The sequence below is a fragment of the Bacillus sp. DWP3-1 genome (assembly GCF_049896565.1).
Lineage (GTDB): Bacteria > Bacillota > Bacilli > Bacillales > Bacillaceae > Bacillus.
In genome coordinates, this window is sequence record NZ_JAFCUN010000001.1 from 910281 (window position 1) to 931090 (window position 20810).

Annotated in this window: 17 protein-coding genes; 1 reads left to right on the forward strand and 16 read right to left on the reverse strand. The window is 42.8% G+C overall.

Annotation, left to right across the window (positions count from 1 at the left end; translation table 11 throughout):
• The 8 genes from ACP7A0_RS04700 to ACP7A0_RS04735 form a co-directional block, all read right to left on the reverse strand.
• Entirely contained in the window at positions 1 to 1257 is a 1257-nt protein-coding gene (locus tag ACP7A0_RS04700) for a dihydrolipoamide acetyltransferase family protein (RefSeq protein WP_106039236.1), read from the reverse strand.
• 18 nt (positions 1258 to 1275) lie between these two features.
• Positions 1276 to 2259, reverse strand: a complete 984-nt coding sequence (locus tag ACP7A0_RS04705; RefSeq protein WP_034661229.1) for an alpha-ketoacid dehydrogenase subunit beta — start codon at positions 2257 to 2259, stop codon at positions 1276 to 1278.
• A 12-nt stretch (positions 2260 to 2271) separates the two neighbouring features.
• Positions 2272 to 3264 carry a thiamine pyrophosphate-dependent dehydrogenase E1 component subunit alpha gene (locus tag ACP7A0_RS04710; protein ID WP_060596813.1) on the reverse strand — a complete coding sequence of 331 codons (993 nt, stop codon included), beginning with the start codon at positions 3262 to 3264 and terminating at the stop codon, positions 2272 to 2274.
• A 17-nt stretch (positions 3265 to 3281) separates the two neighbouring features.
• A complete protein-coding gene (gene lpdA / locus ACP7A0_RS04715; RefSeq protein ID WP_060596814.1) occupies positions 3282 to 4706 on the reverse strand; it encodes a dihydrolipoyl dehydrogenase in 1425 nt (474 codons plus the stop codon).
• Positions 4696 to 5817, reverse strand: a complete 1122-nt coding sequence (buk, locus tag ACP7A0_RS04720) for a butyrate kinase (RefSeq protein ID WP_375565887.1) — start codon at positions 5815 to 5817, stop codon at positions 4696 to 4698. The genes lpdA and buk overlap by 11 nt, the downstream gene beginning before the upstream one ends.
• A gap of 33 nt (positions 5818 to 5850) precedes the next feature.
• Complete coding sequence (gene bcd / locus ACP7A0_RS04725; RefSeq protein ID WP_003215658.1) at positions 5851 to 6945, reverse strand: branched-chain amino acid dehydrogenase; 1095 nt, start codon at positions 6943 to 6945, stop codon at positions 5851 to 5853.
• A gap of 25 nt (positions 6946 to 6970) precedes the next feature.
• Positions 6971 to 7864, reverse strand: coding sequence for a phosphate butyryltransferase (gene yqiS / locus ACP7A0_RS04730; RefSeq protein WP_034661238.1), 894 nt, complete (start codon positions 7862 to 7864; stop codon positions 6971 to 6973).
• Between the two features lie 125 nt (positions 7865 to 7989).
• Positions 7990 to 10062 (reverse strand): sigma-54 interaction domain-containing protein, encoded by a 2073-nt coding sequence (locus ACP7A0_RS04735; RefSeq protein WP_034661239.1) that lies wholly within the window; start codon positions 10060 to 10062, stop codon positions 7990 to 7992.
• A gap of 149 nt (positions 10063 to 10211) precedes the next feature.
• Here ACP7A0_RS04735 and ACP7A0_RS04740 point away from each other — a divergent pair, with 149 nt between their 5' ends.
• Positions 10212 to 10448 carry a DUF2627 domain-containing protein gene (locus ACP7A0_RS04740; protein ID WP_034661240.1) on the forward strand — a complete coding sequence of 79 codons (237 nt, stop codon included), beginning with the start codon at positions 10212 to 10214 and terminating at the stop codon, positions 10446 to 10448.
• Positions 10449 to 10482: 34 nt separating this feature from the next.
• Here ACP7A0_RS04740 and ACP7A0_RS04745 read toward each other — a convergent pair whose 3' ends face one another.
• From ACP7A0_RS04745 to dxs, 8 genes are all read right to left on the reverse strand, one after another.
• Complete coding sequence (locus ACP7A0_RS04745) at positions 10483 to 11220, reverse strand: glycerophosphodiester phosphodiesterase (RefSeq protein ID WP_066030681.1); 738 nt, start codon at positions 11218 to 11220, stop codon at positions 10483 to 10485.
• Between the two features lie 226 nt (positions 11221 to 11446).
• On the reverse strand, positions 11447 to 12547 hold the full coding sequence (locus ACP7A0_RS04750) for a Rap family tetratricopeptide repeat protein (protein ID WP_066030680.1): 1101 nt from the start codon (positions 12545 to 12547) through the stop codon (positions 11447 to 11449).
• Between the two features lie 455 nt (positions 12548 to 13002).
• Positions 13003 to 13806, reverse strand: a complete 804-nt coding sequence (gene spo0A, locus ACP7A0_RS04755) for a sporulation transcription factor Spo0A (RefSeq protein ID WP_012010520.1) — start codon at positions 13804 to 13806, stop codon at positions 13003 to 13005.
• 285 nt (positions 13807 to 14091) lie between these two features.
• Positions 14092 to 15369, reverse strand: a complete 1278-nt coding sequence (gene spoIVB, locus ACP7A0_RS04760) for a SpoIVB peptidase (protein WP_034661244.1) — start codon at positions 15367 to 15369, stop codon at positions 14092 to 14094.
• 198 nt (positions 15370 to 15567) lie between these two features.
• On the reverse strand, positions 15568 to 17301 hold the full coding sequence (gene recN / locus ACP7A0_RS04765; protein WP_060596818.1) for a DNA repair protein RecN: 1734 nt from the start codon (positions 17299 to 17301) through the stop codon (positions 15568 to 15570).
• 33 nt (positions 17302 to 17334) lie between these two features.
• Positions 17335 to 17784: a transcriptional regulator AhrC/ArgR gene (gene ahrC, locus ACP7A0_RS04770; RefSeq protein WP_034661246.1), complete on the reverse strand. Its 450-nt coding sequence runs from the start codon at positions 17782 to 17784 to the stop codon at positions 17335 to 17337.
• 162 nt (positions 17785 to 17946) lie between these two features.
• Positions 17947 to 18801 (reverse strand): TlyA family RNA methyltransferase, encoded by an 855-nt coding sequence (locus ACP7A0_RS04775; RefSeq protein WP_066030678.1) that lies wholly within the window; start codon positions 18799 to 18801, stop codon positions 17947 to 17949.
• On the reverse strand, positions 18798 to 20699 hold the full coding sequence (gene dxs / locus ACP7A0_RS04780) for a 1-deoxy-D-xylulose-5-phosphate synthase (protein ID WP_060596820.1): 1902 nt from the start codon (positions 20697 to 20699) through the stop codon (positions 18798 to 18800). Before dxs ends, ACP7A0_RS04775 begins: the two co-directional genes overlap by 4 nt.
• Between the last annotated feature and the right edge of the window lie 111 nt (positions 20700 to 20810).

Consider the following 20810-nt stretch of genomic DNA (forward strand, 5'->3'; position numbering starts at 1 on the left):
TTAGTAAACAGATGTCTGCTCGTCAATGCCTTCAAGGATTTGTTTTATTCGTTGAAGGAATCTGCCGCATACAAGACCATCAAGTACTCTGTGATCTAATGAAAGACAAAGGTTGACCATGTCTCTTGCTGCAATCATGCCGTTTACAATCATTGGACGCTTCACGATCGATTCTACTTGTAAAATCGCCGCTTGCGGGTAATTAATGATTCCCATGGATTGTATAGAACCAAATGATCCCGTGTTGTTTACAGTAAAGGTGCCGCCTTCCATGTCACTTTGATTCAGCGTTCCTTGTCTCACCTTGGAAGCAAGCTCATGAATTTCTTTGGCGATGCCCTTAATCGTTTTTTCATCCGCATCCTTAATGACTGGAACAAAAAGAGCGTCATCAGTCGCAACAGCAATCGAGACATTGATTGCTTTCTTTTGCACAATTTTATCTCCAGCCCACATGCTGTTCATTTCTGGGAATTCCTTTAAGCCCTGAGCCACTGCTTTGACAAAGAACGCAAAGAACGTCAAATTAAAGCCTTCTTTTGCTTTAAATTGGTCCTTGAGCTGATTTCTTCTTGTCACAAGGTTTGTCACATCGACTTCCATCATTGTCCATGCGTGCGGAATTTCATGTTTGCTTCTCAGCATATTTGCCGCAATCGCCTGCCTAATTGGCGTGATTGGCAGTTCAACATCACCAGGCATTGTAGAGACGGAAGGCGCCGCTTTTGGTTTTGATGGCTGCGCAGGCTCCGGCTTTACCGCCTGTTCATTAACAGGTGCTGCCTTCTCTTGTACGCCGCCGTTTTCAATGAGCTGAAGTAAATCTTTTCTTGTGATTCGTCCGCCTGCTCCAGTTCCTTGAACAGCCGCTAAATCAATGCTGTGCTCATCTGCTAAACGAAGGACTGCTGGAGAGTAGCGTTTCTTTTGACTTTGATTCTCTTTTGTTTGATCTGCTTCAGGTGCTTCACTTTGCTCAGGTGCTGCTTCTTCTTTCGCACTCTGCTGCGAGCTGCCCTCTACTTCAATTTCACAGAACACTTCTCCTACTTGCAGCGTATCGCCTTCTTCAGCCGATAGCTTTGTAATCGTTCCTGTAAAAGATGACGGGACTTCTGCGTTCACTTTATCCGTCATGACTTCCGCAATCGGATCGTATTTATTCACATGATCGCCAGGTGAAACGAGCCATTTGCTAATGGTTCCTTCTGTTACACTTTCACCTAGCTGAGGCATTTTCATTTGTTCAATTGCCACTTGAAACCCTCCTCTTTCTTAAAACGCCGCTAGCTCTCTCATTTCAGCTTCTACCTTATCTGGATTGACCATGAAGAATTTTTCCATTGGCGGCGCATAAGGCATTGCCGGGATTTCTGGTCCGGCTAGACGTTTGATTGGTGCGTCTAAATCAAATAAGCAATGCTCTGATATGATCGCCGCTACCTCACTCATGATGCTGCCCTCTTTTGTATCTTCCGTTAGAAGAAGCACTTTGCCTGTTTTTGATGCCGCTTCAATAATGGCTTCCTGATCGAGCGGGTACACTGTTCTCAAATCGAGAATATGCGCAGAAATGCCGTCTTTCGCAAGGCGGTCTGCTGCTTGCAGCGCAAAATGGACACAGAGGCCATATGTAATGACCGTGATATCATCGCCTTCACGTTTCACATCTGCTTTTCCAATAGGGAGTGTGTAATCCTCCTCAGGTACTTCTCCTTTGATGAGACGGTAGGCACGTTTGTGTTCAAAGAACAATACAGGATCTGGATCACGCACCGCAGCCTTTAAAAGACCTTTTACATCATAAGGTGTAGAAGGCATGACAATCTTCAAACCAGGCTGATTGGCAAAAATCGCTTCAACCGATTGTGAATGATAAAGCGCCCCGTGTACACCGCCCCCGTAAGGTGCGCGGATGACCATTGGACAGCTCCAATCGTTATTTGAGCGGTATCTGATTTTCGCAGCCTCTGAAATGATTTGGTTGATTGCAGGCATAATGAAATCCGCAAATTGCATCTCCGCAATTGGGCGCATTCCATACATCGCGGCCCCAATACCTACACCAGCAATGGCTGATTCTGCAAGAGGTGTATCCATGACGCGCGCCTCTCCGAATTGCTCATAAAGACCCGCTGTCGCTTTAAATACGCCGCCCTTTTTCCCGACATCCTCTCCGAGCACAAACACTTTTGGATCTCGTTCCATTTCTTCTTTCATCGCCAGTGTAATGGCGTCTATATATGACATAACAGGCATTTTTCTTCCCCCTTACTCCGCATACACGTAACGAAGTGCGCTTTCTGCATCAGCATAAGCAGCGTTTTCCGCTTCATCAGTCGCTTCGTTTACGATTTGCATGATTTCTTTTGTCATCTCTTCTTTCATTTCAGAAGTCATGACGTTTCCTTCAATTAAATACGTTTCATATTGGATGAGCGGATCTTTCTTTCTCGCTTCGAGCACTTCTTCTTTTTCTCGATAGCTTGAATCATCATCATCACTTGAATGCGCAGTTAAACGGTAAGAGATCGTTTCAATCAACGTTGGCCCTTCGCCTCTTGCCGCACGGTCTCTCGCTTCTTTGACAGCGGCATATACTTCAAGCGGATCATTGCCATCAACGGTTACACCAGGCATTCCGTACCCAATTGCACGATCTGAAATGCGTTCACATGCCACTTGTTTGTCATACGGCACGGAAATCGCGTACTTATTGTTTTCACACATGAAAATAACAGGCAGCTTATGCACAGCAGCGAAGTTAGCGCCTTCGTGGAAATCACCTTGGTTTGAAGAGCCCTCACCGAACGTGACAAAGCTGACAAAGTTTTTCTGCTCCAGACGTCCAGCAAGTGCAATCCCCACTGCATGAGGAACCTGCGTTGTGACAGGTGAAGATCCCGTCACAATTCGATTTGATTTTTGTCCAAAATGACCTGGCATCTGTCTTCCGCCCGAGTTTGGATCGTCTTGTTTTGCGAAACCAGACATCATTAAATCTTTGGCTGTCATCCCAAATGCGAGGACAACCCCCATATCACGGTAGTAAGGTAAGACGTAATCCTCTTCTCTATTGAGAGCAAAAGCAGCACCGACTTGCTGCGCTTCCTGCCCTTGACAAGAAATCACGAATGGAATTTTACCAGAACGGTTTAAAAGCCACATCCGTTCATCAATTTTCCTTGCTAGAAGCATTGTTCTATATATATCAATTGCTTGTTCATCTGATAATCCTAATTCCTGATGACGCATGTTACTCATCCTATTTCCCTCCTTGATTAAAAATGGATCGCCTTCCCGTCAACAGCAAGAGCTGCCTCACCAATCGCCTCTGATAAGGTTGGATGCGGGTGGATCGTTTGCCCCACTTCCCACGGCGTTGCATCAAGTACTTTGGCTAATCCAGCTTCAGATATCATATCTGTTACATGAGGACCAATCATATGAATCCCTAAAATATCATCTGTCTTTTGATCGGCAATGATTTTGACGAATCCATCAGATTCCCCGTACACAAGCGCTTTACCGATCGCCATAAATGGAAATTTTCCCATTTTCACTTCGAAGCCTTGCTCTTTTGCCGCCTGTTCAGTGAGTCCAACACTAGCGGTTTCTGGGTGAGAGTAGACACATTTAGATACGAGCGTTTCATCGAGCGGCTTTGGATCTTTCCCAGCCATATGTTCCACAGCAATCATGCCTTCGTGTGAAGCCACATGTGCCAGCTGAAGCCCGCCAATGACATCTCCTATTGCGTAAATATGCGATTCTTTCGTTTGATAATGTTCATTCACGACAATGCCTTGTTTTTCTGTTTGGATGTCCGTGTTTTCAAGACCAATGCCTTCAATATTTGGTACTCTGCCGACTGAAAGAAGAAGTTTTTCCGCTTCAAACGTCTGAATGTCTCCATCCTTTTCTGCTTGAATCGTCACGAGATTCTCCTGCTTTTTGATGGTATCTGGCAGTACTTTCGCATTTTTCACAAAGGTGATGCCTTTTTTAGATAAAAGCTTTTCCATTTCTTTAGAAATGTCATGATCCTCTGTTGGCAATATGCGATCTGCAAATTCAATCACAGTCACCTTCACACCAAAATCATTGAGCATGGAAGCCCACTCAATTCCGATCACCCCGCCGCCGACAATGAGCATTGACTGTGGAAGCTCTGGCAGTTCAAGTGCATCATCTGATGAAAGAATGTGCGTCCCATCTGCTTCAAGCCCAGGCAGCACCCGCGGTCTTGAACCTGTCGCAATAATGACCTGCTTTGGAATGAGCATTTCATTTTCATCTCCATTTGCCATTTCTACGGAGATGGTTCCTGGCATTGGCGAAAAGATAGATGGACCAAGGATACGGCCGATCCCTTCATAGACATCAATTTTTCCTTGTTTCATTAAGTGTTTGACGCCGCCTGCTAGTTTCTCTACAATCTCTGTTTTTCTTTTCTGCACATTGGCAAATTGCAAGGCAATGCCGTTTGCCTCAACGCCAAAATCAGCAGCACGTTTGACGGTTTGATAGACTTCTGCACTTCTAAGCAGCGCTTTAGACGGAATGCATCCTTTATGCAGACATGTTCCGCCAAGCTTTTCTTTTTCTACAACTGCTGTTTTCAATCCAAGCTGTGAGGCACGGATGGCCGCTACATAGCCGCCTGTGCCTCCACCAAGAATGACGAGGTCATATTCAGTTGCCATGACTTGTCACTCCTTTCTTCATTCGTTGATCATTTGGGTATTCTTTCGGTGATTCTTCTTCTTTTAAAATACGAAGTGCACCTTCTGCTAAGGATTGCAGTTCATTTTCGCCTGGATACACGACAACATCTGAAATCCAGTCAATGTATCCTCTAATACTTGATGTAATTTGTTTGCTGTACGCAAGTCCGCCTGTTAACACAATGACGTCAACTGCTCCTTTTAAGACAGCACTAGCCGCACCGATTTCCTTGGCAATTTGATAGCACATCGCTTCATAAATCAGTGCCGCCCGTTCATCGCCTGCTTCAATCATGCGCTCCACTTTCACAGCATCTGTCGTACCAAGGTAGCCCGCAAGTCCGCCTTCACCAATAATGCGTTTCAGCATTTCCTCTTGGCTATACTCACCAGAAAAGCAAAGATTGACGAGGTCACCTGTTGGCAGGGTCCCCGCTCGCTCCGGGCTGAAAGGTCCTTCGCCATGCAGTCCGTTATTGACATCAATGACTTTTCCTTTTTCATGTACACCAATGGTGATGCCGCCGCCCATATGCGTAATAATCATGTTCAAATCTTCGTAACGCTTCCCAAAGGATGCAGCCGTTTTTCTTGCGACTGCTTTTTGATTTAATGCATGGAAGATGCTTTTTCTTTCAATCGTTGGCAGCCCTGAAATACGAGCAATTGGTTTTAGTTCATCCACCACAACTGGATCGACAATAAAAGCTGGGATGTTCAGGCCAAGTGCAATTTCTCGTGCAATGATACCGCCCAGATTTGATGCATGCTGGCCGGCATATCCTTCTTTGAGGTCTTGGGTCATTTGCTCATTGACTTCATATGTGCCTCCTTCGATAGGCCGGAGAAGGCCGCCGCGTGCGCACACTGCATCAAACTTTGAGATGTTCATCCCTTGTTCATGCAGCGTTTTCAGGATTGTTTCTTTACGAAATGAAAATTGATCAATGATATGTGGGAATTGCTTTAATTCCTCATCTGTATGTCTGAGTGTCGTTTCAAAAATAGATCGTTCATTGTGAAACACACCGATTTTTGTTGAAGTAGAGCCAGGATTAATTGTGAGAATACGCCATTCTTTTGTCAGCAAAAACAAAACCTCCGTTTCAACTCATTCTCCAAATTAGCGACGACTTAAAATATGTTGACCATTTTGCAGGAATTGGCTTCTTGATTTGCGCATTCTTTCAATTCGCTCCTCTGCCAATCGGTCTGCCGCTTTATAAGTTGGAATGGCATCACGGTTTGAAATTTCAATGACACGTTCAATATTTTGGTAAATACCTTCCACTTTTTTCATCGCACGATCTGCATTATAGCCATAAAGCTCATCAGCAACGTTAATCACGCCGCCTGCATTGATCACATAATCAGGTGCATAGACAATGCCCATTTCATGGATAAGATCGCCGTGATGCGTTTCTCTCAGCTGGTTATTGGCTGCACCTGCGATGACCTTTGCTTTCAACTTAGGAATCGTTACATCGTTAATCGTTGCACCAAGTGCACATGGTGCATAAATATCACATGCTTGATCATAAATATCGTCAGGGTCTACTGCTTTTGCACCAAAGTCTTCAACAGCTCGCTTTACAGAGTCTTTGTTGATATCTGTGACAATTAGCTGTGCACCTTCTTCGTGCAGGTGTTTACACAAATTGTAGGCCACATTCCCAACACCTTGGACAGCAATTGTTTTTCCTTCTAATGAATCGGTCCCAAATGCAGCTTTGGCAGCAGCTTTCATCCCTTTATATACACCGTAAGCCGTAACAGGAGACGGATTTCCGGAAGAACCAAATGCAGGAGAAATACCTGTCACAAAGTCTGTTTCTTCATGAATAAGATCCATGTCTTCTACCGTTGTACCGACATCCTCCGCTGTGATATAGCGGCCATTCAATCCTTGAATGTAGCGTCCAAACGCACGGAACATTTCTTCATTTTTATCTTTTCTCGGGTCACCGATGATGACTGTTTTCCCGCCGCCAAGATTCAGGCCTGCTGCTGCGTTTTTATAAGTCATCCCTCTTGCTAGACGTAACGCATCTTCGATCGCTGCTTCTTCGTTTTCATACGTCCACATTCTCGTCCCGCCTAGTGCTGGCCCAAGTGTTGTATCATGAATAGCAATAATGGCTTTTAAGCCAGACTGTTCATCCTGACAAAATACAAGCTGCTCATAATCGTATCGTTCCATATATTTAAAAAGTTCCATTATTTATTCCTCCTATGACTTCCGCTTAATTTGATGTACAGATGGCAAGTGCAATTGAATAAAGCTTACTTTCGGCTGTATCCGATCGGCTTGTTAAGGCAATCGGCGCCTTCGCTCCTGCCACCACAGCTCCCACCTTTGCATGTGCAAAGTAGATGAGAGATTTATAAAGAATGTTCCCTGCTTCAATCGTTGGCACAAGCAAAATATCTGCATGACCGGCGACATCACTCGTAATATTTTTATGAGAAGCTGCCGTTTGAGAAATGGCATTGTCTAAAGCAAGAGGTCCATCAATGAGGCAGCCAGAAATTTGACCTCGCCTATTCATTTGTGCCAGACTTGCCGCTGTCAAAGTTGAATCCATTGCCGGGTTCACGACCTCTACCGCAGATAACACTGCCACCTTTGGCATGTCGTTTCCGACAGCTTGTGCTACTTGAACAGCATTGATCGTGATCTCTTTGAGCATATTTAAATCGGGCGCGATGTTCATCGCAGAATCCGTGACATAAATAAAACGATCAAAGCCCGGCACTTCGAATGCCGCGACATGTGATAGGACACTCGCTGTCCGCAGCCCGTACTCTTTATTCAGTACCGCTTTTAAAAGAACGGCTGTCGGGACATGCCCCTTCATCAATATATCTGCATGCTTCTCACTCACTGCCTGCACGGCAATTTTGGCTGATTCTTCAGGAGAATCCGAATGAATAATATCTATCCAGTCCTCATTGATCTCATGCTGTTTCACCAGCTCCTTCAGGTTGCGTTTGTTCCCAACCAGCAGGAAGCGAGCGACCTTTCGTTCAATTGCCATCTTGATGGCATGAAGCACTTCTTCGTCTTCTGCATGAGCCACAGCAGCAGTTTTATTTTGCAGCTGGGCGGCTTTCATAATCAGATCGTCAAGCTTCATATATGTCCACCTTTCCTTATGCTCGGTTCATGGTTTTCATATGCAAGTTCTGTGCCAGCTTGAAATGCAGCGACATAAGGCATTTCGCATGAAATACATGCAATTTTTTGCAGGTAACATGCATTTTATTGCATGCTATCTTTTGCAAGTTGATATTTATCCATTTTATAGTAAAGGTTTCGAATGCTAATCCCTAACGTTTTCGCTGTTTTCGTGCGGTTGAATTGATGCTTTTCAAGGGTTTGTTTAATCAGCTGCGCTTCAAATGCCTCAACAGCATCCGAAAGTGTCTCTCCCTCAAATTGACTGACAGCCAGTTCCTGCTGCTCTTTTTCTTCCTGCTCTTCTGACTCCATGAAGGAAATATGATCTTCATCGATCCATTCTTCTTGCGGGTTCAAAAAGATCATGGCTCGTCCAAGGACATTTTCCAGTTCTCTTACGTTTCCAGGCCAGCTGTAGGATCGAAGTCTATCGAGCGCCCCTTCCGTTAAGCCGCTCACATTTCGTCCATAGTCTAAATTGATCTTCTGGATGAGACGTTTGCTTAAGGAGTCAATATCTTCAAGGCGCTGCCTTAGCGGCGGAATAGAGATCGGATATCTGTTCATGCGATAATATAAGTCCTCTCTGAACTTTCCTTCCGCCATCGCTTTTTCAATATTGACATTTGTTGCGGTGATCACACGTACATCAACAGGGATGGCTTTTGTTCCGCCTACTCTGACAATTTCTTTCTCCTGCATGACGCGTAATAATTTCGCTTGTGTACTTGGCGTCATTTCACCAATTTCATCCAAAAAAATACTGCCGTGATTTGCCTCTTCAAACAGCCCTTTTTTACCGCCGCGCCTTGCACCAGAAAATGCTCCTTCCTCGTAGCCAAAAAGTTCTGACTCTAAAAGGGTTTCCGATAAGGCCGCACAGTTGACTCTTACAAAGCGATTATATTTCCGGTCACTTTCATTGTGTATAGCGTGCGCGAACAGCTCTTTCCCAGTACCTGATTCTCCCCTGAGTAAAATGGTGGCTGGTGTTTTTGCCCCTAGCTTTGCCTGCTCAAGTGCCACAAGCATTTGCTCACTTTCTCCAATAATGTCTTCAAATGTGTACTTTGCCTCAAGTGTCCGGATGAGCTGTCTTGCTTTATTCAATTCATTGGTGAGTGATTGAATTTCTGATACGTCATGAATGACGCCGACACTGCCTTTTAGAATGCCATCAACGATCACTGGCGCTACGTTGACGATCACATCCTTCTTATTTGGTCCGACTTTCATTCTAACGCCTCGAACCGGCCTTCTCGTTTCAAGCACCTTCAAATGCATGCTTTCGCCTTCAGAAATATCCGCACCTGCTGGTTTGCCCACAACTTCTTTGTCTGTTAACCCCGTCATTTTCGTGTAAGCTCGGTTGATTAAAATTCCTTTCCCCTGCTCATCTACGACGGATATCGCTTCATCCGATGATTGAATAATGGCCTCAAGCATTGTCCGCACTTCTTTGAGGTTTGTGACTTCCTCCGCAAGCTCCACCGCATCTGTAATATCTTTGAAGATCGATAAAGCGCCCAGCATTCTTCCTGCGTCATCAATAATTGGCAAACGCGTTGTGACAATTTGTATTTGCTGATTCAGAAATTGTTTTTGATTAAATTCAGGCTCCCTCGATCTTAAAATATCGGGAAGCTTTGTGTTTGGAATGACTTCACGTATGTGACGGCCAATCGCATCTTTTTGCGAACATCCAACCATTTTGGCAGCCGACCGATTAAATAGGACGACTTCTTCATCCATATTAATAAAAATCATGCCATCGTTCGTTGCATTAAAAATGCGGTCATGTTTATAGGTTTGTTCCTTTAATATTTGAATGAGCTGATGCTTTTCTGACATTAATTCTGATATGACGTATGCCATCGAACTCGGAACAATGACAGCATGCTCTCGTTTTTCTTTCATCAGTTCTTTAAGCACAGCTGAACTGCCCGTTGTTTCAATGATGATATCAATGTCATCTTTTATGTATTCTTTCCAATCCGTTGTCGTATCGATTCCATTCTTTTTCGCTTCTACCATCCCCGGTGCCCCAAGATCAAGGTCGGCGATCGCAACGATTTGAATCATATTTGTTTTCAGCAATGTTTCAAGCAATATTGATCCACCGTGTCCTGCACCGACAATCAAGACTCTCTGCATCCCGTTACCCCTTTATATGAAAAAATTTGCACACCATATTTTTCCGTTGCAAAAAATTGCACAACTCTTATATTACCACGTTTTCCTTTCTTGACAAAATATTTTTTGAATTAGACAATGGAAGTAAATGACGTTTAAGGGGACATTTGATGGGGAGAATACTTGCATTAGTGATTATTTTAATACCTGGCGCGCTTGCTGCACTTGGGATTAAGCTGCTGCGTGACACGGTTTTCGGCATCATCATTGCACCATTTCCATTTTTATGGCTGCAAGGAATTGCAGGGTTATTATTTTTAGGAGGAGGTCTTTATGTAGTCGCTGGCTTTATTTTATATAGAGACCGCAAACGCAATAAAGTGACCACCCGCTTTAAGCAGAGATAGACATGAAAAAAGACCCGCTTCTGATAGCAGGTCTTTATTTCATTTCTTCTCTTATTTTGACGGCTCTGTCAGGAAAATCAGTGAAAATTCCATCGACACCTAAGGAAAACATGCTTTTCATCTGCTTTTCACTGTTTACCGTAAACGGCCTGATCACTTGCTGAGCGGCACGGAGAGCCGACACGACTTCTTTTGTCACCCCTGCGCCCTTTATATTCGGATGATAACCTCTTGCAGGTACTGTTTTTAAGTACATCTCCGGCTGATGAATCACATCCATTGTGAGAACAGCAAGCTCAACATGCGGCATCAGCTTGTGAAAAAGAGCTAAACTCCCATGATGAAACGATGAGACAAGTACACGATCTTCTATTTGAAAGTGTTCAATTTGCTCCTTTACTTTCTCTTCAATACCAGGATATCGATAAATGGAATTTTTCAGTTCAATATTGATGATGAGTGATGGGTGCTGCGTCACTAACTCCAATACTTCCTCTAAAAGAGGAATGGATACAGCACCGGTTTCTTCATAGAAAGAATGACTCGCATCTCCTGCTTTTAACTCTTCATATGTATGGTCTTTCACTAAGCCCTTCATATTCGTTGTTCTGTTCAGCTTCTCATCGTGAATGACAGCAAGCTTGCCATCTTTCGTCAGCTGAACATCGAGCTCAATTCCGTCAGCTCCAGAATGGAGTGCATGCTCAAAGGCTATCATGGTATTTTCAGGGTAGATTCCTTTAAAACCTCTGTGTGCAAAAATTTTCGTCATAGGTCACCTCTAAGTATGATGCTTCCTTTCATTATGACGTGTCTCTTTTCATTTTTCCAGTTTGAGCACATAAAAAAACCTCTTCTGATTAGTACGAAGAGGCTCACAGGTAAATTCGATCACGTAATCGCTCTGATGGCTTGCTCTGTCGTCTCTGCGTCAAGAGCAAAAAGGGAAGAAACAACTGCGACTGCTGTAACGACGGTTACACCTAACAACAACTTTTTCATAAGATAACCTCCACTTTCTTTTGAAGTATTTGTGCATCGAATTTCTTTTCAAGAAAACGAATGGCATTTTGATAGTCATTTCGTTCCTTGAAGTATTTCGATATTTGTTCAGACAAATCCTCAAGCTCCACATATAATCTATTTTTTTCTATGTAGTCTAATTTTTCAGAGAATACGTCTGCTGCTCCACTATTTTCGCACATCAAATCCAAAATTTCAAATTTTACTATATATTCATTATTTTGGATATCGCAGCTATACTGAATACCCTCTTTAATATATTCCTTCGCCTCTTGATCTCCTAGATGAACCAAGGCATTTGCCAGAACATATAAAGATTGGATGTAATAATGGCTATTGTCACGGTGAATTTGAATGCCCATCCCTTTTTTGGCATATTGTGCGCTTTTTTCATAATCAGGCTTCGCATAATAAAGAACGGCTAAATTGTGATAGCATTTCCCAATCAGCACTTCATTGTTAATGCGTTTACTTTTCTCAAGTGCTTCTTGGTATTTTTCTTCTGCTTCTTCAAATTGAAACAAATCAATACAATTACTTGCATGTAAAATCAAACTGTCAATCGCCTGCGCTGTATACTCTTCATGCGCTTTGAACGTATCGATGGCTTTTTTAATATGATTAATGGATATGAAATTTTGTTTCAGTTCGTAATAGATTGAAGCAACCTTATGGTGAAAAGTTCCTACTTCCAGGTCTTCATTCACACGTTTTAGGCGCTGTTCTGCAATTTTGTAAAAACTGATGGCTTCATCATACTTTTTCACATATGCAGCATATTGGCCTTTGTAAAAGTAAAAATAAAAATTAATAATGTCATCTGCTTTCTCATCGAGCGTTCCGACACTCTTCATAATGTGATTGGCTTTTTCAATATTTCCAAGTAACATTTCATGTCTGCCATTAACAAGCTGATAATAAAGGAGAACTTCACGGTCTTCATCTGTATTTTTTAGCAAATTCTGAATTTTCTCTTTATAGACAGCAGATTTTTCTAGGTCATTCTGAGAAATGACCCTCGTCCACTTGCTAATTTCGTTCGCTACCTCAGCAGAGTGGATTTTCAGCTTTCCCATAACCTCACCCTCTTCTTCTCATTATTATAGCATAGTAAAAGAATGTGAAAATTATTAAATTCGACAATGGGAATATTCAGTTCAAATGGCACAATCTCTAAGAAGCCAGTGACTTTAAAACGCCAACCAATCAGGTCAATAGAAATAGAACTTTCGATCTCATTTGCTTTATTTACCAAATCCATCAGACCTTTTCCTCTCATCCTTTTCCTTACGAATGAGCTTTTTCTTCTTCTATTTGAAGACCAAACAATTGATTGCGTAGCTGATTATCACTAATTTATGTCATCCCCATTTCTTTCATGCTTTATTTTTCATTTTATTCCGAAAATAAAGCAAGCCGAGTTTGTCCAAATGAAACAATAAGATGATTGTATCAACACAACCAATTTTTAACAATATTTTTCGAAATAAAAAAACGCCTCTTTGCAGAAACGTTTTTTTAAGAAAATGAACTAGCTAGCTCTATGCTCTAAGCGCAGACGATCAGCCACCATAGCAATAAATTCAGAATTGGTTGGTTTCGCTTTAGACATGCTGACTGTATAACCAAAGAGTGAGGAAATGGAATCGATGTTTCCTCTGCTCCAAGCAACTTCAATCGCATGGCGAATCGCTCGTTCTACCCTGCTGGCAGTCGTGTTAAATTTCTTCGCGATGTCTGGGTACAACACTTTTGTGATGCTTCCGAGAAGCTCAATGTCATTGTACACCATCGAAATCGCTTCTCTTAAGTATAAATATCCTTTAATATGAGCGGGTACGCCAATCTCATGAATAATCGTCGTAATGCTCGCATCTAAGTTTTTACGTTTCGGTTCAGGTTTGTTCCGAAGGACACTGTTTTGGATAGATGAAGATCGATGGGTGACTTGTGTGCCGTTTCCACTGACTTGACGAATATGACCGACTAGGTTTTCCATATCAAATGGCTTTAAGATGAAATAGGATGCGCCCAAATCAACTGCTTTTTTCGTGACATCTTCTTGACCGAACGCCGTTAGCATAATCACACTTGGCTGTTTGGTCATGTCATTGTTTTCACGGAGGCGTTCCAGTACAGCAAGACCGTCTAAATGAGGCATGATAATATCTAAGAGGAGAACGTCGGGCTCTTTATCTTTAAATAATGTCAGACATTCCTGACCATTATACGCCACGCCAAGTACTTCCATATCTTCCTGTCCCTCAATATACTCTGTCAAAAGGCCAACAAGCTCTCGATTGTCATCAGCTACACACACTTTAATTTTCTCCACGTTCTTTCCTCCCCAATGTCGATTCCTTTAGTCTTTTGCATTTCTCTTCTGAGTGTTCAATTCGACAAAACCATGCTATCCCCTTTAAAAAACTTTAATTTTCCGAATAATAGAGCATTATCTAGCTTTTTCTACGTTTTTCTTAACGAATCGACGATTATTGCAATTTGACAACATACTATTTTCCATTTTGTCGAAAAATCTCTTTTTCCTTATTTTATAACATGATGGCAGAGAAAGAAAGGGGAGAAAAAAACTGCCGGGAGATTCGCGGCAGTTTGATGATCAGCTTGCTTTTTTGTTTTTTTGATAAAGATCGATTCCTGCTTCTGACAGCATCCATTCAATGTGTACGCCGTACCCGCTTGTCGGATCATTGACAAATACGTGTGTGACCGCTCCAATGACCTTTCCGTTTTGGATGATGGGGCTTCCGCTCATGCCTTGGACGATACCGCCCGTTTTACTTAAAAGACGTTCATCTGTTATCTTCAATACCATCCCTTTTGTTGCCGGGAATTTCTGCGGTGTCGTGCTGACGATTTTAATATCAAACTTCTCCACTTTATCATGATCCACAACGGTTAAAATTTCTGCTGGACCTTCTTTTACTTCATTTGATAAAGCGACTGGAAGCGGTTTGTCTGATACATGATTTTCAAGCTTTTCGGTTAACGTACCAAAGATACCAAATGGGCTGTTGCGGGAGATATCCCCTATCGTTTTTCGTTCGGAAGAGAATCTCGCCAATTTTTCTCCAGGGTTGCCTCCTGTGCCTTTTTCAATTGATGTCACGGTTGATCTGACAATTTCACCATTGTTGACAACGATTGGTTTTTTTGTATCCATGTCAGAAATCACATGCCCAAGGGCACCATATTTTTTAGAAGATGGTTCAAAGAAGGTCATCGTGCCGATTCCTGCTGCGGAATCTCGAATGTAAAGACCAATTCGATAGGTGCCTTCACTTGCATCTTTTGCGGGTGTTAATGTTGTTTGAAAGGTTTTATGGTCTCTTTTTATGAGTAAACGAAGCGTTTCACCTGTTTTTCCTGCTTTCTGGATAAATGGGGTGAGGTCATTCATTTTCTCCATCTTTTGACCATTGATTTCAATGATCATATCCCCTGATTGAATGCCTGCGGCTTCGCCTGGTGATTTTTTGCCGTCTGCTGTTGTGATTTGATGAAAACCAACAACGAGAACTCCTACAGAGTGGAGCTTGACGCCAATGGATTGTCCTCCAGGAACGACTTTTAATTCAGGGAGAACGTCGACTTTTGTTTTCTTAATAGGAAATCCTTTAAAATCATAAACAATTTCGGCTTTTCCCGCCTTTTGTCCTGTCACTTCAAGCTGATTCTTTTTCTCTGAAAGACTAAAGGCTTGTGAAGAAGCATTGGCTGACGCTTCTATTGATGTGTCAATTGAGTGCTTTTGTTTTTCAAATACAGCAACATTTGTTGGAATGCTGATGTATTCCTTCACTATGCTCATAAACCCTGTACTTATTAAAGAAACAAGGAGAATCACACCAATGGCTTTTCTCATCTTTTCGGGCATTCATTTTTCACTCTCCTCGCTCCTTACCCACACCAGAACACTCATGTTTTGGCTACATCTTTACTTTTGCCTTCTTCGCTAGGATTTATAACCGGCACCTATAGAAAATGATTGGATAAATTGATAAAAGAAAAAGACGATTTCACGGGTATATACAGCGATTTTGACACAATATAAAAAAGGCAGCTGATTTTTCAGCTACCCTGTTGTTTTGACATCATTTGCTTGATGAAGCAATTCTTTTGCGTGCTGTTTTGTCAGCTCAGTGACTTCCACACCCGCAATCATCCTGCCAATTTCACTCACTTTTTCTTCATGACTTAATGGTTTGACGCTTGTCAGTGTTCTGCCGGCTTTAGAGCGTTTAGAAATGAAGAGATGCGTGTCAGCCATTGCTGCTACTTGCGGGAGGTGCGTAATGCAGAGCACTTGTGAGCCAGCCGCCACTTTGTAAATTTTTTCGGCAATCGCCTGTGCCACTCTGCCGCTTACGCCCGTATCCACCTCATCGAAAATAATGGACGTGACTTCTTGTTTGGCTGAGAAAATACTTTTCACGGCGAGCATGACACGTGAAATTTCTCCACCCGAGGCAACTTTTGATAAAGATTTCATCGGTTCGCCAGGATTAGTAGAGATCACAAATTGAGCTTGGTCGATTCCGTTTTTTCCAAGCTGGACGGGCTTTCCATCTAGCAGCGGATTATCCGTGCTGCTAAAAGGCGCATACCGAATGGAAAAGGATGTATCAAACGTTGACTTCTCCATATACAAATCTTTTAGTTCTGTTTGAATTTGCTTCGCTAGTTTTTTGGCCCATTTTTTACGAAGCTCTGAAACGTTAAGTGCTTCAAGCAGGGCATCACGGCTCATTGCATCCAGTTTGTTTTTAAGCGTCTGCAGGTGGCTGTCTCGATTTTGAATTTGATCTATTTCTTCTTCTATCTTCGCCGCATACTCCAAAATTTCCTCAACCGTTGTCCCATATTTTCGTTTTAACTGCTTCATTTCATTCAGCCTAGATTCAATAAAATCAAGACGTGCTGGGTCGAACTCTAATTGATCCAACATGCTTCGCATTTGGAACGTCGAATCCTCTAATAAGTAATAGGAGTTCGACACTTGTTCGGATAGCTTTTTCAGATCGTCGTTGATCTCAGAAACCTGCTCGAGCTCGCTTGATGACATGCCAACCCAATCAAGTCCTCCCTGCTCATTGCGCAAGGCATTATATGCGTTTTGAAGTGAGGAAAAGATTTTTTCGTAGTTGCTGATCTGATGGCGCTCTTCTTGAAGCTTCTCATCTTCTCCCGGCTCTAATTGTGCCGCTTCAATCTCCTCTAGCTGAAATTGCAGTAAATCTAACCGGTGCACCATCTCTTGCTCATTCTCAGAGAGCTGTTTTAGCTTTTGGGCTGTCTTTGTATATTGCTCATATGCTTCTTGATATTGTGACAAAGCAGGTGCAATTTCTTCTGCTCCAAATTGATCGAGCAAATGCAGATGATTTTCATCCTCCATCAATAACTGGTTATCGTGCTGCCCATGTATATCGAGCAAAAGGCGTCCTACCTCGCGTAAAAGTGAGATCGTGACAAGTTTGCCATTGATGCGGCAGATGCTTTTTCCGTTATTGTTAATATCACGGCGAAGAATCATCATTTCATCCGATGCGTCAATTCCCTGCTCTTCGCATAAAGCAAATACAGGGTGATCGGCTGGCACAAGAAAAAGCCCCTCCAGCTCTGCCTTTTTTTCACCATAACGAACAAATTCAGACGACCCTCTCCCTCCTACAAGAAGTGAGACTGCGTCAATCATGATGGATTTTCCAGCACCTGTTTCCCCTGTTAGGACTGTGAGTCCTTTTTCAAACGAAACCGTTAACTCTTCAATGATTGCAAAGTTTTTAATGGTTAGTTCTGCTAACACTCATTTGACACCTCTTTTTGTAAACCTGATTCTTTATAGCAGCTCTAAAATTTTGCTCGAAACTGTCTCCGTATCATCTGGTGTGCGGCAAATGATCAAAATGGTATCATCTCCGCAAATGGTTCCCATGATTTCTTCCCAATCTAAATTATCCATTAAAGCCCCAATGGCCTGAGCATTACCGGGCATGGTTTTGAGGACGATTAAATGACTTGCAGCATCCATTTTGATAAATGCATCCATTAAGGATCGCTTCAGTTTAGACAGCGGGTTAAACCGCTGATCCGCAGGAAGACTGTATTTATATGTTCCATTGTTCGTCGGCACTTTCACTAAATGTAATTCTTTAATATCTCTTGAAACGGTCGCTTGTGTGATGTTATATCCATCGGCTTTTAAAATATCGACTAGTTCATCCTGTGTTTCAATCTCTTGGCCCGCAATGATTTCCCTAATCTTAATATGCCTTTGACCTTTATTCATGTTTGACCCCCCTAGGCGTTTGATCTCAGTTTGTCTTTACGTTCTATGTTATATGAACCACAGTTCAAAAAACAAGCATTACGTGAGAATCGGTCAATTCTCGTCTTTTGACCATGTAAAAAGGAATAATAGCGAGCTATTATTCCTTTTGTTTCGATGATCTCATGTGTCAGCCGGCTCAGGGCTGTTTTTCTTTTCTTTCAATACAGAATGGGCTTCCTTGACGACCTTTTCAAGCTCTGAAGCCGGAAGTGCCGCATTCTCTTCTTGTTCGGAATGAAGCACTAAATGAAGAAGGAACTCAATATTCCCGTCTCCACCAGTAATAGGCGAAAATGATACATCCTTTACATCATAGCCTTCTTTTGCAGCAAACTGATTCATCTCTTCCAGTACACCGAGGTGGACGGACGGATCTCGCACAATGCCTTTTTTCCCAACAAGCTCTCTGCCTGCTTCAAATTGAGGCTTGACGAGTGCAATACAGTCTCCGCCTGGGACAAGAATGTGCTTTAAAGCCGGCAGGATGAGTTTAAGTGAAATAAAAGAGACATCAATTGATGCTACTTCTGGCAACCCTTCAGTAAAATCTGCTGGGACGGAGTGACGGAAATTGGTGCGCTCCATGACGATTACCCTGTCATCCTGCCTTAATTTCCACGCAAGCTGATTGTAGCCAACATCAACAGCATATGATTTGACCGCTCCATTTTGAAGAGCACAATCTGTAAATCCGCCTGTTGATGAACCAATATCGATTAGCAATTTCCCTTCAACGGTTAAGTCGAATTCTTTGAGTGCTTTTTCGAGCTTTAACCCGCCGCGGCTCACATATTTCAGAGGGTTCCCCTTCACAGTGAGCGGAGTATCACGAGCGATTTTCTCTCCTGGTTTATCCAAACGGTTTTCATTTGAGTAAACGATCCCTGCCATGATGGCACGCTTTGCTTTCTCTCTCGTTTCCATTAGTCCTTGTTCGACTAATAAAACGTCAAGTCGTTCTTTCTTTGATGTCATGATCCAATTCCTTTTCTTGGTGCTGCGGGAAGCAGGTCACGTAAAGAGTCAGCAACGTGTGCTTTCGTCAGACCAATTTCTTCAAGCAGGGCATCAACACTTCCATGCTCAATAAATTCATCTGGAATGCCCATACGCTCTACTTTGATATGAGATGCTTTCTTATCGTGTATATATTCTAAGACGCTGCTGCCAAATCCGCCTTGGAGCACAGCTTCTTCAATCGTTAAAATCGGAATACCTTCAGAAAGAATGTCATTTAACATCGCTTCATCAAGAGGCTTAATAAAACGAGCATTGACGACACGAATTGATTTCCCTTCTTTTTGAAGTTCTTCTGCTGCTTGAAGCGCCATTTTAATCGTAGTACCAAATGTTAAAATGACAGCGTCCTTCCCTGGACGAAGAACCTCCCAGGACCCAATCGGAATGGTTTTCAGCTGTTCATCCATTTTGACACCCAGCCCATTACCGCGCGGGAAACGCATAGCAATAGGACCGTCATCGTACTGAATGGCTGTATTGACCATGTGCTGTCCTTCATTTTCATCTTTTGGCATCATAAGTACCATATTCGGCATATGACGCATAAAAGCAATATCAAACACACCTTGATGGGTTTCTCCATCTGCACCGACAAGTCCCGCACGATCAATGCCAATAAATACGTTGAGGTTCTGACGGCAAATATCGTGCAGCACTTGGTCATAGGCTCTTTGCAGGAACGTTGAATAAATCGCTAAAAATGGCTTCATGTCCTGCGTCGCAAGCCCAGCTGCCATTGTGGCTGCATGCTGTTCGGCAATTCCTACATCAAACATCCGCTCTGGAAATTCCTTCGCAAAGCCTTCAAGCTTTGAACCAACAGGCATCGCAGGCGTGATCGCAACAATCCGCTCATCTTCCCGCGCCAGCTTTCTGACCGTTTCACTGACGAGACCACTCCAAGACGGAGCTGCTGCTGCCGGTTTTACAAAATCACCGGTATCGATTTTGTATGGACCAGTACCGTGCCAAGTCCCGATTTTATCGGATTCTGCCGGTTGATAGCCTTTTCCTTTTTTCGTAATGACATGCAGAAGAACTGGACCTTTTGTTTTCTTTGCATATTCAAGATTTTCAAAAAGATCTTCATACGAATGTCCGTCTACAGGACCTAAGTAAGTAAATCCCATTTCCTCAAAAAACATGCCAGATACAAGTAAATATTTGAGGCTGTCTTTGATACGCTCTGCTGTGGCAGCAAGCTTTCCGCCTACAGCTGGAATGCGCTTGAATAAATATTCGAGCTCGTCCTTTACCCATTGGTATTTGCCTGCTGTACGTAATCTGCCAAGCATTGTGTGAATCGCACCAACGTTTGGTGCAATACTCATTTCATTGTCGTTTAATATGACAATCATATCTTTCTTTTCATCACCGATATGATTCAAAGCTTCCAGCGCCATCCCTCCGGTTAGTGCACCGTCTCCGATAATCGGCAGGATATATTCATCTGTCCCTTTAATATCACGCGCTGCCGCCATACCCATCGCACCAGATAACGAGGTTGAACTGTGACCTGTCTCCCAAACGTCATGTTCGCTTTCATTTCGTTTAGGAAAACCGCAAAGCCCTTTATATTGACGAAGTGTATCAAACTCCGACCCTCTTCCCGTTAACAGCTTATGAACGTAAGACTGATGTCCAACATCCCAGAGGAATTTGTCTTTTGGGCTGTCAAATACTTTATGAAGCGCAACAGTCAGTTCAACGACTCCCAGGTTCGGACCGATATGCCCGCCAGAGTTAGCTAAGGACTCAATTAAAAACATGCGAATGTCAGCGCTAAGCTCCTCTAATTCTGCATTTGACATTCCTTTTAGAAACGTTGGATTTTTTATTGATAAAAGATCCAATTAGGATCAACTCGCTTTCAACAAAATTTCTATATACAGCTATAATGCCTTATTCCTTTGAAAACCAATAGGGAATAAGAGTTGTCTCATCATAATAAACTGTTTACAGTT